The sequence below is a fragment of the Methanoculleus frigidifontis genome, from assembly GCF_030464345.1.
In the GTDB taxonomy this organism is placed as follows: Archaea; Halobacteriota; Methanomicrobia; order Methanomicrobiales; family Methanoculleaceae; genus Methanoculleus_A; species Methanoculleus_A frigidifontis.
On the sequence record NZ_VCYH01000001.1, the window covers coordinates 66,150 to 78,597 of the forward strand.

The 12,448-nt window shown below is 60.6% G+C and carries 12 protein-coding genes; 6 read left to right on the forward strand and 6 right to left on the reverse strand.

Features of this window, described 5'->3' with window-relative positions; all coding sequences use genetic code 11:
- Positions 1-149 precede the first annotated feature (149 nt).
- The 5 genes from FGU65_RS00320 to FGU65_RS00340 all read left to right on the forward strand — a co-directional run bounded on the left by FGU65_RS00320 (position 150) and on the right by FGU65_RS00340 (position 3,717).
- Positions 150-662 (forward strand): DNA-deoxyinosine glycosylase, encoded by a 513-nt coding sequence (locus tag FGU65_RS00320; protein WP_301662408.1) that lies wholly within the window; start codon positions 150-152, stop codon positions 660-662.
- 124 nt (positions 663-786) lie between these two features.
- Positions 787-1,797 carry a hypothetical protein gene (locus FGU65_RS00325; RefSeq protein ID WP_301662409.1) on the forward strand — a complete coding sequence of 337 codons (1,011 nt, stop codon included), beginning with the start codon at positions 787-789 and terminating at the stop codon, positions 1,795-1,797.
- Positions 1,797-2,630: a mechanosensitive ion channel family protein gene (locus FGU65_RS00330; RefSeq protein WP_301662410.1), complete on the forward strand. Its 834-nt coding sequence runs from the start codon at positions 1,797-1,799 to the stop codon at positions 2,628-2,630. Before FGU65_RS00325 ends, FGU65_RS00330 begins: the two co-directional genes overlap by 1 nt.
- A 59-nt stretch (positions 2,631-2,689) precedes the next feature.
- Positions 2,690-2,869 carry a hypothetical protein gene (locus FGU65_RS00335; protein WP_301662411.1) on the forward strand — a complete coding sequence of 60 codons (180 nt, stop codon included), beginning with the start codon at positions 2,690-2,692 and terminating at the stop codon, positions 2,867-2,869.
- Positions 2,870-2,889: 20 nt separating this feature from the next.
- On the forward strand, positions 2,890-3,717 hold the full coding sequence (locus tag FGU65_RS00340; RefSeq protein WP_301662412.1) for an ATP cone domain-containing protein: 828 nt from the start codon (positions 2,890-2,892) through the stop codon (positions 3,715-3,717).
- Positions 3,718-3,729: 12 nt separating this feature from the next.
- Here the strand turns inward: FGU65_RS00340 and FGU65_RS00345 are convergent, their stop codons facing one another.
- Both FGU65_RS00345 and FGU65_RS00350 read right to left on the reverse strand, forming a co-directional pair.
- Positions 3,730-4,662: a metallophosphoesterase gene (locus FGU65_RS00345; RefSeq protein ID WP_301662413.1), complete on the reverse strand. Its 933-nt coding sequence runs from the start codon at positions 4,660-4,662 to the stop codon at positions 3,730-3,732.
- A 64-nt stretch (positions 4,663-4,726) separates the two neighbouring features.
- Positions 4,727-5,401 carry a DUF2238 domain-containing protein gene (locus tag FGU65_RS00350; RefSeq protein ID WP_301662414.1) on the reverse strand — a complete coding sequence of 225 codons (675 nt, stop codon included), beginning with the start codon at positions 5,399-5,401 and terminating at the stop codon, positions 4,727-4,729.
- A 282-nt stretch (positions 5,402-5,683) separates the two neighbouring features.
- Between FGU65_RS00350 and FGU65_RS00355 the strand changes: the two genes are divergently transcribed.
- The gene (locus tag FGU65_RS00355) at positions 5,684-6,496 is read left to right on the forward strand and encodes a PHP domain-containing protein (RefSeq protein WP_301662415.1); all 813 of its coding nucleotides are present in this window, start codon (positions 5,684-5,686) and stop codon (positions 6,494-6,496) included.
- Positions 6,497-6,502: 6 nt separating this feature from the next.
- Here FGU65_RS00355 and FGU65_RS00360 read toward each other — a convergent pair whose 3' ends face one another.
- From FGU65_RS00360 to FGU65_RS00375, 4 genes are all read right to left on the reverse strand, one after another.
- Complete coding sequence (locus tag FGU65_RS00360; protein WP_301662416.1) at positions 6,503-7,891, reverse strand: MFS transporter; 1,389 nt, start codon at positions 7,889-7,891, stop codon at positions 6,503-6,505.
- A 26-nt stretch (positions 7,892-7,917) separates the two neighbouring features.
- Positions 7,918-9,468 (reverse strand): cryptochrome/photolyase family protein, encoded by a 1,551-nt coding sequence (locus tag FGU65_RS00365; protein ID WP_301662417.1) that lies wholly within the window; start codon positions 9,466-9,468, stop codon positions 7,918-7,920.
- Between the two features lie 544 nt (positions 9,469-10,012).
- On the reverse strand, positions 10,013-10,687 hold the full coding sequence (locus FGU65_RS00370) for a uracil-DNA glycosylase family protein (RefSeq protein WP_301662418.1): 675 nt from the start codon (positions 10,685-10,687) through the stop codon (positions 10,013-10,015).
- Positions 10,688-10,690: 3 nt separating this feature from the next.
- On the reverse strand, positions 10,691-12,217 hold the full coding sequence (locus FGU65_RS00375; RefSeq protein ID WP_301662419.1) for a DEAD/DEAH box helicase: 1,527 nt from the start codon (positions 12,215-12,217) through the stop codon (positions 10,691-10,693).
- Between the last annotated feature and the right edge of the window lie 231 nt (positions 12,218-12,448).

A 12,448-nucleotide genomic window follows, 5' to 3' on the forward strand; every position in this document is an offset into this window, starting at 1 on the left:
TATCCGCCGGAGCAGCAGACCTCCATCGATGAGTATGGAGAAACCTCCGGTGAGGGATCCGTTTCGGAAGGAGCGCGGTTGCCGGAAAGGCACGGCCGGCTCCGAAATCGAACGGTTCAAGGATGCAGGGGCGTTCGTAAGCGGGAGCTATGGCTGACGCACCTGAAAGACAATCCGGGCTGCCGGCGGAGATTGGAGATTCACCAACTATTCTGATTCTCGGGAGCTTCCCGAGCGTTCAGGCTCTTCGCGAGGGCCAGTATTATCGGCACCGCCAGAACCAGTTCTGGCGTATCATGCATGATCTCGCCGGCATACCTCTTGATCTTCCCTACCACGAGAGGATCGCCCTGCTCCAGGAGCAGGGGATTGCTCTCTGGAATATCATTCACTCCTGTGTCCGTGAGGGAAGTATGGATCACCGGATCTCCCGGCCGAAGCTTGCAGACCTCCCGGGACTGCTGGAGCGCCATCCAACAATCAGACATATCGCGCTCAACGGAAGGAAGGCGGACGACCTGCTGAAGAGGGGATTTCCTGAAATTGTCGAGCGATACGATCTTCGCCGGTTGCCGTCGACGAGCCCCGCGTACGCGCAGATGCACTACGACGAAAAACTTGCGGCATGGAGCGTGGTTCGGGACTGGATCGCCGAGAGGTGACCTGCCCTGCTGCCTGCTACCCGATCAGTCCGTGCGCGATGAAGGGTGTGATCACCGATCCGCGGAATATATTTAGAACGCCGTTTCGGAACGGCTAAATGGAAAGCCCCGACCATAGTTCAGTATGGCGGAGGAGGGCGGAGCAGACGCTCCATCTGCGGTGCTGTTCAGGGCGGAGATTGCCAGGGTTCACGAGGCGGTCAGTGCATACACCGGTGAGAGCCCCTCCCACATCGCGGTGATTGCAGAACCTTTTGCAGGACAGCAGGTGATGATGGAGCAGATCACCCGCTATTACCCGCACAGGGTTACGCATCTGCCGTTCTATTCGGTCGCCCGGAACACCGACTTTCTCGATACGATGCGCAGGACCGAGGAGATCGTCCTCATGGAGCGGTGCCACTTTCTGGCGCTCCGGCGCGTCGGCGGGTTTGCTATGCTCGATGCGTTCCTGGATTTCCTCTCGATGTCTGAGAAGCTCTTCATTACGGGCTGGAACGCCTTTACGTGGTCATACCTGAATGCCGTGGTAGGGATCGAGAAGAACTTCCCCATCGTCATCCGGCTGCCCCGGATCGATGACGAAACTCTGAAGGCAATGATCCTCTCACGCTACGACCACCCGATCCGGTTCGTGGACGATACGCCGGTGCAGGAGAAGAAGCGCGTCTCGATACAGCAGCGCCTCGTCAGCGTACCGTTCCTGGATGCTCCGGTTCAGATCCCCTGGATTGCTGTCGATACAGAGAATACAGGCTCTGGTCGGGGCGATGCCGGCGATGCGGTCTTCAACCGGATCAACAATCTGGCGCAGGGGAACTACGGTGTCGCGCTCCGGATCTGGGAGCGGAGCATCGAGGAGAACACCGTTCTCATGAGCCGGATCCCCGCCCTTCCCTGCACTGTATCGCTCACCATCGACGAGGCGTTCCTGTTGACGATCATTCTTTCGATGGAGTCTATCAGCAGCGCGGATCTTGAGGCGATCGCGCACCCGGAGATCGACCTTGCGCTGGTGCTCTACCGCCTCCGGATTCAGGGCCTCGTCGAGGAGGAACGGGGATACTATCAGGTTAAACCGGAGGCGCTGCACTGCGTCAGCGCGTACTTAAAGAAGATCAGGATGGTGTGGTAATGATCGAGTTCGTCCCATCCGAGATCACCGACCTGCCCCTACGGGATATCGACCTTGGGACGGTGTTCTTCATCCTCTATGTTCTGGTCATCGCCTATCTCCTCGTGAAGGCGGTTGCCTACATCCTCAAAAGGATTGCCGAACGCCCCGGACAGCGGCGCATGGTCTTCACGATGCTGATCCCGCTCACCAGGCTGATCATCTACGTATCAGCGCTCTATCTCATCCTGCAGGCCATCTTCAACCCGACCGTCTCCGAGATTGTGGCACTCGCAGTGATCTTCGGCGCAGCCGTCGGGTTCGGGCTGAAGGATATCTTTGCCGACATCCTCGGCGGGATCGTCATCTCGTTCGAGCGGCCGTACCAGATCGGCGATAAGATCTCAGCCAAAGGGCATTACGGTGAAGTGGTGGACATCGGCCTTCGGGCGACCCGGATCCTCACACCCGACGACACCCTCGTCTCCATCCCGAACGTTGCCGTCTTCTCTGAAGCAACCGCGAGCAGCAATGCGGGAAAGACCGAGATGATGGTTGTCGTCGACCTCTTCATCGATCACGGAAACGACCCGGAGCTTGCCATGGCGATTCTCAAGGATGCGGTGGTCACCTCAAAGTACGTGTATGTATCGCCCACCTGCCCGTTCACCATTCTTCTGGAGGATTTCCCCTTCTACAAGCGTGTCAGGGCAAAGGCATACGTCAACGATCTCCGGTATGAGTTCGAGTTCCGGTCCGAGGTGACGCGGCGGACGTGGCGGGAGTTCCGGCAGCAGGGGATCGCTCCGCCCCGCCTCTCCGCCATCCCGCCGGATGAGCAGGCGTCGGACTGACCCGGCCGGCTCTGTGAGTCCCGCAACACTCAATACCTCTCTTTGACCACTTCTTCTGCATGGTTGAGTATGCACCCGGCATCACGGGCACCGTACATTTTTCCCGGCAGGAGCGGGCATATTACGTCGAACTCTTCGACGCCGAAGGCATTTCTCTTGGAAAGACCGGGCTGTACCCTTCGGAGGCAGGAGCGCGGGAGGCCGGGCGGCGGCTGGCGGCAAAGCATGCTGCCGGATGATGCCGGGAGATCGGACACGGATGAAATACGTCACCAAAATGAACGGCACGCTCCAGCCCTTCGAGAAGAAGAAGGTGGAGCGGACACTCCGGAACCTGGGGATCGCACCGGACGATGCGGAGCAGATCGCCGCTGAGGTCGAAGGAGAGGTCTATGACGGCATGAAGACCTCTACGCTGCTGCGGATGATCCGGGCGCGGGCACGGGCGTACCGCCCCGCCGTCGCCTATCGGACAAACCTCCGCAGGGCACTGGCGCTCCTCCGCCCCAAACCCGACTTTGAGGTGTACATCCAGGCGCTGCTCCGCGATCATGGATACGAGGTGGAGCCTGCCCGCATTCTCCCGGGACGATGCGGCGAGCATGAGGTGGATGCGATAGCCCGGAAGGACGGCACCGTGTACTTCATCGAGGTGAAGCACCACTTCAACCACCACCGGATGACCGGACTTGACGAAGGGCGGATCGCCCGGGCGATCATCGAGGACGTTCAGGAGGGGCACCGCTGCGGCAAAAACTCTTTCACCATCGACACGGCGATGATCGTCTGCAATACGAAGCTCTCCGGGCATGCAAAACGGTATGCGACATGCTGGGGGATCGAACACATCGGCTGGGACCATCCCGCCGACCGGAACCTCAGGACGATGATCGAGGAGACGGGGTCGTACCCGGTCACTATCCTCACCGGGGTGACGCCGGCGGTCCGGAGGCAGCTTGCGGCAGCGGGATTTTTCACGGTCCGGCAGCTGCTCGCCGCAGATCCGGAAGGGCTCGTCAGGAGCGCCGGGCTCACCCTGCGTCAGGCTGCACTGCTCGCCGAGCGGGCTGAGGCCGTCCTCACCTGAACGGCGGGCGCCTCACCCGACCGTCACCGTTGCGGCATCGTCGGCGAGCAGGCGGCGCTGTTCCTGCGTCGGGTTGATCAGCACTATCTCGGGCGGGCTGTTAAAGCGGAGATCGATACCGGCAAGGGTTGAACCGCCGATACCGCGGGTGATGTAGGTCGGCGGCGCCCCGTCGTTCAGGATGAGGCCTCTGACCTCGATGATCTGGTGCTCAGCGAGCTGCTGGACAACCGGGAACATAAACTGGCCGCCGTGCGTGTGGCCGGCGAGGATGAGGTCGGCATCCCAGTCTGCCCTGCAGTCGGGGACGTGGATGAGGTACAGGGTGAAGGCGTCGGTCTCGGGAACCGCCGGCGGATCAGCCATCCCTGCCCAGGCGTCGTCCACGCCGACGAGCAGCATCTCGGTGCCGTCGACGTCCAGGGTTACATACTCGTTGCGCAGCACCTGCACTCCGTTCGCTTCGAGTGTCCGGGTGAGTGCGTCGGCAAACGCCGGATCCGTCTCGTCGTCCAGCAGAGAGCCGACATCATAGTCCGCTGCGGTGAGCGTCAGGCCGCGTGCCGCCATCGTCTTCCGGATGCCGCCGATGGCGTCGACGCCCGCCCGGTAGTCGTGGTTGCCGAGCACGGCATAGGCCGGGGCATCGATACCGGCCCATATCTCCTGTATGGCAAAATTGGTCTCATCACCGTTTGCAAAATCTCCGCCTATCAGGACGAGGGAGGGTTTCAGGAGATTGATCCGGTCGATCACTCCCCTGGTATACTCGAGATTGCCTTCCTGCAGATGGGGGTCGGCGATGAAGACCATGCCCTCCGGGCAGCCCTCGATGGTGAGGACAGTAACCTCGACATCACGTGCTTCCCAGGTCATGTAGCCGAATGCGGAGGAGAGGATGACGAGTGCAAATGCTCCAAGATAGGGGATATTTTGTCTGCTCAACTTCACTCCTTTTGTATTGGCTTTCATATATATTTATATTACAGGTTGGCGCACTCTCTGGTTTTTAGTTCTTCTCTGCATGGAAGGGTGCCTCGGACCCATCGGCCGGCAGCAGGGTGTCCCGCTCCTCCGGGGCAGGGTGCAGAAATCTTTCGGCTACGGCCTCCTTCGGCACCCGGCGCAGGTAGGCGTCGCCGAGCACGGCGACAACGAGGGCTCCGATGCCGTCCACCATGAGGTCCACCATGGTATCGCTGTTTCCCTGCTGCAATGTCATGCCGAAGATCTGGTCGGCGGCGAACTCGTAGATCTCCCACACCGCTCCCATGGAGATCGTGAAGAAAACGGCAAAGAGCACGATCGCCCCCCGCGGAAGACGCATCCGATAGATCTGATCGGCGAAAATGGCGATGGCAAACCCGATGATCGTGAGCGTGACGGAGGATACGAGGTGGGCGATCTTGTCGTAGCAGGGTGCATAGAGCAGATAGAGTTCTCCGACGTGACCGGCGACGTGCAGATAGATGGAGAGCGCTATGAGCAGCGTCAGCTGCCAGGGGAGGCGCATGCCCAGATTTCTGTTCAGGATGGAGGGGATGAGCGTCAGGGAGAATGCAGCGAGCGAGGCGAGGGTCAGGAAGAGATCCCCGAGGCTCACGCTGATCCCGACGTTGAGGAGGATCAGGGACTGCACAAAGTATGCGATGTACATGCCCGGAGATGCAGCTCGATGCAGCACGGTACCGGATGTATATGCCCTGCATGGGATAAGGATGGCGGCTGCCTGGGGGATATGGGGCGCATGATCGTTGCCGGTGCAGGATCGGAAGATCCCCGGCATGCCGGGACTGCACCTGCCGGGGTGTCCTGTTGCAGCTCCGGTTCCCGCGCGGCGGTTCGGCGGCGGGTACAGGGCATCCTCTCGAACTCTATAGGGTTGCCGCAAACGATCGTATTTATTGGGGTATAACTATACTAATATAGAGTGACCCCAAAGCCTGCTATAGGTTCGGATGAGTGGATGACGTACTGCGCGCGTACCGATCCCGGGCTCTGCAGCGAGGAAGTGTACACGCGGGAAACGCCGTATCCTGATGGAATGCTGCTGGACATGCACGTCCATTCCTGCCACTCGATTGATTCGATGACGGATATCGGTGCGATCGTTCGGACCTGGCAAAAGAGGCGCATCCTCTCCCTGGTCTGCGACCACGACAGCATCGAAGGGTCGCGCAGGGTATACGGTGAGATCCGGCGGTACGAGCCGGATATCCCGTTGCTGCTCGCAGAGGAGATCACCACAGAGGAAGGCGAGATAATCGGGGCGTTCCTCACCGAGGAGATCCCTCCCGGTCTGAGCGCTGCCGAGACACTGGACCGTATCCAAGACCAGGGCGCCGTTTCGATCGTTCCCCATCCGTTCTGCACCTTCCGTTCCACTGCCATCCGGCGCGAGGTGCTCCAGGAATGTATCGGCCGGATAGATGTCGTTGAGGGCTATAACGCACGGAGTCCCGTGCCCGAGGAGAACGAGATGGCGCAGGCATATGCCCGGGGGTGCAGCAAACCGGTCTCGGTCGGGTCGGATGCCCACATCCCGGTCGAGCTCGGCAGGACGTATGCCCGGCTGCCGCCGTTCGAAGGACCGAAAGATTTTGTCCGGGCGGTCTCCGCGGCAGAGATCGTCTTTCAAAAGACGCATCCGGCTGTTCACTCTGTTTCGAGAATGGTGAAGAGCGCGAAACGGGCGGTCGGCGATGAGCAGTCCTCGATCCGTCCCCGGCGCCGCGCCGCACTCCCGGAGTGGCCGGGTATCGTGAAGACTCTCCTGTAATGGTCTTCATTCCGTACGCCGGGAAGCGGCCGCACGCCCCGCGAGCACCGTGACGACCAGAGCGATGACGGCGAGAACCAGAAAGATCAGAAATATCTGCCGCATGCTCGCAACGAGTAGAGATGCACTCTCGGCTGCAATCGCTGCTCCCCCGAAATACAATGAAAAGACGATGATGGTGACGGCCATGCTGATGGTCATGCCGAGGAGACGCATCGTTTCGATGAGTCCGGACGATGCGGCGTACATCTCCGGAGCGGTTGTGCCGATGGCGGCGCTGTAGATGGGGGGCTGATAGAATGCAAGGCCCGCCGAAAGCAGGGCAAGGGCTGCGAAGACAACCACGAGGGATGTCGTGGCTGAAAGGCCGGTTAACGGGAACAGAGCGGTCGCGGAGATCACAACGCCGCCGGCCGCGACTGCGTGGGGGCGTGTCCGGTCGGCGAGTTTTCCTGAAGATCTGACCAGGACTGCCGTAATCAGTGTGGAGACGAGGAGAACAAGGCCGACCGTATCCGGAGAAAACCCCCTGATATACTGCAGGTACAGGCTGAAGAGGTAGATGCCGGCGAAGGTGGCGATGCTGTAGATCAGCATCGATGCCGCCGAGCGGGCGAAGGCTCTGTTCCGCGCCATGAACCGGAGGTCGAGGATCGGACTTTCACTCCGGAGCTCCCAGACGACGAAGACGATGAGGAAGATGCCGCCGAGGAGGAGCGCGAGGACGCCCGGCGTAGCCGGGAGGCTTGAAAAGCCGACCATGACCAGGAGCAGCATGACGACGTTCAGCATGATGCCGGGAACGTCCAGATGTCTTCCGCTGGAGAGCGCACACTCGCCGGTCAGCCTCGTGCGGATGAGCCAGATGACGAGGAGTTCTACCGGGACGGTGGCGAGAAAGATCGCCCGCCAGGAGACGTACGCGGTGAGAATCCCGCCGAGAAGAAACCCGAGGGCGAACCCGGTATAACTCGCGGCGATATTCGTGCCGAGAGCCGTGCCGCGTTCGCCTTCGGGAAGCACGAGGCTGAGCAGGGCGAACGACGTGCCGAAGATCATCGCCGCCCCGATGCCGGTGAGAAAGCGCGCTCCGATCAGGACCTGGGCAGAGGGGGCGAATGCCGCGAGCAGTGCGGAGACGGCGTAGACGTACATGCCCGTGGTGAAGACCTTTTTTACGCCGTAGATGTCGGCGATCCTGCCGAAGGGCACGAGGAACATCGCTGCGGCGAGGAAGAAAGCCGTCGGAACCCAGCTTAAGGTGGCCGGATCGATGGCGAAGTCGATGCCGACCGTCGGGACGGCGACGAAGAGCCCGGCAACCATGAACGGCGCCAGCGACGATCCCAGTGCTGCGGTGAGGAGGGCGCTACGCCTGCCGGCAGGAGAGGTCATCGGATACGTGAGCGGCGTTTCTCCTATTAATAGTCTCTGTGTCCTCGTTTCGGCATCGGTACGAGGCTATCTGCAGCAACACGGCCGGTGCCTGCTCTGCCGTTTTCATGGAGCCGGGAGAGATATGCATCCGCAACCCCGGCATGCGCATCCCGCGTCTCCTTCTCCATCCGGTTCAGCGTCCCGAGAAGGACACGCATGCGGGGGTTGGCCGCGATCTGCTCCTGGTGTGTCTCGATGAACTTCCAGAAGAGCCCGTCCCAGATCTCTTCCCATTCTCCGCCGGGATAATTGCTCATTCTCCTGATATAGTGCGAGCCGCTGATGTAGGGTTTTGTGGCCATCAGTCCGCCGTCCGCGTACTGCGACATGCCGTACACGTTCGGTACCATGGCCCAGTCGTATGCATCGATGAAAACCTCCATAAACCACCGGTAGGCCTCATCCGGATGGATTCCGGCGAGAAGCATGAAGTTGCCGAGTACCATCAGTCGTTCGATGTGGTGTGCGTACGCCGATTTCAGCACACGCTGCACGACCCTGTCGACGGGCACGACTCCTGTTGAGGCTGTGTAGAGTGAACGCGGCACCGGGTGGGGCTGACCGAATACATTGGACGATCGCTGCCGGTCGCCCTCTCTGATGTAGACCGCCCGGATAAATTCCCGCCACCCGATGATCTGCCTGATAAAGCCCTCAAGAGAGTTTATCGGAACAGGGTGCTCCCGGGCATACGCCAGTGTCCGGTCGACCACCTGCCGGGGGGTCAGCAGACCGGTGTTGAGAAGCGGGGAGAGAACTGAGTGGAAGAGCACCGGTTCATCTGCACGCATCGCGTCCTCATAATCACCGAAGAGAGCAAGCCGGTCTCCGAGGAAGTCTGCCAGCCAGCGTTCCGCGTCTCTATGGGTGACGGGGAACCAGAATTCGTCCAGGTCTCCGGGGTTGCCCGGGTAGCGCTCTTCAATGACCGATCGTGCGTCCCTGACGTAGCGGGTCTCGGGAATGCGGGGCAGCGGAGGAACCGGTACTTCGTCCGGGAGGGGCTTTCGGTTTGCAGGATCAAAGCTCCATCTGCCGCCGATCGGCTTGCCGTCCTCGATAAGAATGCCGAACCGTCTGCGCTGTTCCCGGTAGAATGCCGTGAGCGAGTACCTGTCTGACTGGCCGAAGAACGTGTCGATGAAATCCCTGTCGGTCAGAAAACCCGGGCTGTCCCGGATGGTAAGGTCGATGCCCCGTCTCCGAAGCGCTCCTGTAAGCCGTTCTTCAAGGGTTCTGTCACAGGGGTCGGCGATGGTGATCGTGTTGGCTGAGCGGGCAGCGAGAGCATGAATGAGGTCGGTCTGTGTTTGTCCGTGCTGGTTCCGGATGAAATGAATCGTATGTCCCTGCTCTTCCAGATACTCCCGGTAGGCCTGCATCGATGCACTGTGCAGAAGCAGTTTCTTTTTGTGATACCGGAAGTCCGAGAAGAATCGGTCGTCCTCTACCAGATAGACGTTCGCCTCCTCCGTGAGTGCCGGATGTTCCCGAAAGAGCTGGTGTGGGAATACTATCGCTGCCTGATCCTTCATGGTTTACACCCCGTGCGCCTGGTTGCCGGGTATGGGAGAAGCGGTGCAATGAAGGTTACGGGACGAACGGATGCGTGCCCGGAATCGGCAGTTGACGCTGCGCTGCAGGGCGGTCTCCGCGACGGACGGCAGATTTCAGGGGTGCATTGTCTTCGGCCTCGCGTATGCTGTTATTGCAGCCGGAAATCCCTTAATAGCCCTCTCTGTGGGTTTCCTGGCGCTGCTCTCGACAGTCCTGGACCGCTACACCGCCGTTCGCTACGATTGCCTGATGAGAGGGGGCATGCCTGCGGGTAGGTGCATGCCCGGAGAAGCGGGTGGTATGTGATCTCCTTCTTCGCCACGACCCTGCCAGGGTACTCTGCCCGGAATACCTGGGAGGAAACAAAACGGCGCTGCATATGGGGTTTATCGAGGGTTTCTGAAGATCGAAAGCAGCTCGTCGCCGATCGTGCGTTCGAGGATCCGGCGCTCGATGCGCTGGTGCGGGAATGCATTGCAGAACCGAGCAGCACCTCCCCGGTTGTTCAAGGAAATGGCTGCTCTACGGAGGGCAGGCGAGCCGGCTAATCATGGCAAAAGCCTCTCTGATTGCCTGCCGGTCGTTCCGGACGCTCGGGTAGGGCGAGACGATCACGCACCGTCCGTCGGCCCGGATCGGGTGCCTTCGCTGGTGCAGCACGGCTTCGGTGATGGTTCTGCAGTCTGCAAGCGCCGCTGCATACGGTTCCAGCGATCTGAGCGCCTGCAGGGCGGTCGCGCCGAGGATGCAGATGGTCTCCGGGTCGAGCGCCTCTATCTCCGGTTTGAGGATCGTCCGGGCACTTTCTGCTATCAGCGATACGGGAATATGGGGGTGGGCATCCTTGTTGAGGATACACTTGACGGCATCCGTCAGAAAGAAGCCCTGATCCCTGAACGCCTCCAGGCACTCCTTTTTTGTTGCTCCTGCTATCCCGAGGCAGCGAAAGATCTCACGGCTGATCCCGGCGATCGGCGTCTGCTCCGGGTTGTAAAAATAGCGGTATCCGGCTGGCCGGTCGACGTTCCGCCACGGGGGCGCCTCGGCGATGAAGAGAACCCGGATCCCGTCCTGCGGTAGCCAACGGCCGTAGGCGTCGTAGCGGGCAAACGGGATCGGGTCAGGGCGGATCCGCTCTCCGGCATATGCCCGACAGACCTCCCGCACCGCCTCCGCATCAGGGATGCCCGGCTGCATCGCCTATTGCGGTCTGCCCTGCGCCGGCGTAATCTCGATCTCGTTGCCCCGTATCGTCCGCCCCTGCATCACCGCGATGACATGCTGGGCGTATTCTTCGGGCACCTCGACGAAGGAGTAGGCATCGTGAATGCGGATTGCCCCGATGGCCTTCCCGGGGACGTCGGTCTCCCCCGCGATCGCACCGACGATGTCTCCCGGGCCTACCTGCTGGTTTCTCCCGACATTGATGTGCAGCCGCACCATCCCGGGCTCCCCTCCGGTATCCGCACCGCGCAGTTCGCGAACGGCGGGAGCCTCGGTCCTTGGTTCGAGCTCGAACTTCAGGAGCGCTGCAGCGATCTCAAGGGAAGTGTACTCCTCTTCCATCGCCTGCTCGACGATCCGGATGTACTTCTCGATGCCCCCTTCCTGGATGGCGGTCTTCACCTTATCGAGGAAGACCCGCGTCTTCGTTGCTTCGACGTCGGTCAGCGTCGGCACCGGGATCCGGGTGATCCGGATCTTCGCAAACTTCTGGATCTCGCGCAGTTTGTAGATCTCCTTCGGGGCGACGAAGGTGATCGCCATCCCGGCTCTGCCGGCCCGTGCCGTCCTGCCGATGCGGTGGACGTAGTACTCGGTATCCTGCGGGACGTCGTAATTAAAGACCAGGTCGACGTTCTCGACGTCGATGCCGCGTGCCGCGACGTCGGTTGCCACGAGGATATCTATCGCGCCGCCCCGGAACTTTGCCATCACGCGGTCTCGCTGCACCTGTTTCATGTCGCCGTGGAGACCCTCTGCGGAGTATCCCCTGGTCTGCAGGTGCTGGATAAGGTCGTCCACCTTCCGCTTGGTGTTGCAGAAGATGAGCGCGAGGTCGGGGTTATGGATGTCAAGGAACCGGGAGAGCACCTCCAGTTTGTCGCGCTCCCGCACCTCGATGTAGGTCTGTTCGATCTGCGGCACCGTCAGCTCGCGGTGGGTGACCCGGATGAACTCAGGGCTGGTCTGGAACCGCTGTGAGATCTCCAGGATCGGTTTCGGCATCGTCGCCGAGAAGAGCACTGTCTGGCGGTCAGCCGGCGTCTCATCGAGGATGGTCTCGATATCTTCCCGAAAGCCCATGTCGAGCATCTGATCCGCCTCATCAAGGACGGTCATCTTCACGTGATCGAGCGAGAGCGTGCCCCGCTCGATGTGGTCGATCATCCGCCCCGGCGTCCCGATGACGACCTGGACACCCTGCCTGAGCATCTTCAGCTGCCGCTCGATAGGCTGGCCGCCGTAGACGGGAAGGACCGTGATGCCCCTTTTGTACCTCAGGAGCCGTGAGAATTCCTCCGCCACCTGGATGGCGAGTTCCCGCGTCGGGCAGAGCACGATGGCCTGGATGGTCCGGGCGGCGGGGTCTATTCTCTCGAGGAGCGGTATTCCGAACGCTGCGGTCTTGCCCGTTCCTGTCTGTGCCTGGCCGGTAACGTCTTTTCCGGCGGATATCGGAGGGATGGCGACCGTCTGTATGGGAGTCGGTTCTTCGAATCCCATCTCTTCTATAGCCTGTATAACTTCTGGGGAGAGATTAAAATCCTGAAACTGCATAGTGATTCCATGCCTTTCTGTATGGAAAGTGGTATTCTGATTGCGTGCATTTCGTGCGATGCGCCCCGGTATCGGAAGAAAATGCTGCACATTCGCGAGCGATCACGCCGGGTCGTTCACATAACTGAAGGTGCTAATGGGGTCTGATATATAATAAAATATATCGGTGATACCGGT

Bases quoted from the DNA above. Each gene is read 5' to 3' on its own strand.
- FGU65_RS00320 (WP_301662408.1), top strand. From the start codon at position 150: ATGGCTGACGCACCTGAAAGACAATCCGGGCTGCCGGCGGAGATTGGA.
- FGU65_RS00325 (WP_301662409.1), top strand. From the start codon at position 787: ATGGCGGAGGAGGGCGGAGCAGACGCTCCATCTGCGGTGCTGTTCAGG.
- FGU65_RS00330 (WP_301662410.1), top strand. From the start codon at position 1,797: ATGATCGAGTTCGTCCCATCCGAGATCACCGACCTGCCCCTACGGGAT.
- FGU65_RS00335 (WP_301662411.1), top strand. From the start codon at position 2,690: ATGGTTGAGTATGCACCCGGCATCACGGGCACCGTACATTTTTCCCGG.
- FGU65_RS00340 (WP_301662412.1), top strand. From the start codon at position 2,890: ATGAAATACGTCACCAAAATGAACGGCACGCTCCAGCCCTTCGAGAAG.
- FGU65_RS00355 (WP_301662415.1), top strand. From the start codon at position 5,684: ATGACGTACTGCGCGCGTACCGATCCCGGGCTCTGCAGCGAGGAAGTG.
- FGU65_RS00360 (WP_301662416.1), bottom strand. From the start codon at position 7,891: ATGACCTCTCCTGCCGGCAGGCGTAGCGCCCTCCTCACCGCAGCACTG.
- FGU65_RS00365 (WP_301662417.1), bottom strand. From the start codon at position 9,468: ATGAAGGATCAGGCAGCGATAGTATTCCCACACCAGCTCTTTCGGGAA.
- FGU65_RS00370 (WP_301662418.1), bottom strand. From the start codon at position 10,687: ATGCAGCCGGGCATCCCTGATGCGGAGGCGGTGCGGGAGGTCTGTCGG.
- FGU65_RS00375 (WP_301662419.1), bottom strand. From the start codon at position 12,217: ATGGGATTCGAAGAACCGACTCCCATACAGACGGTCGCCATCCCTCCG.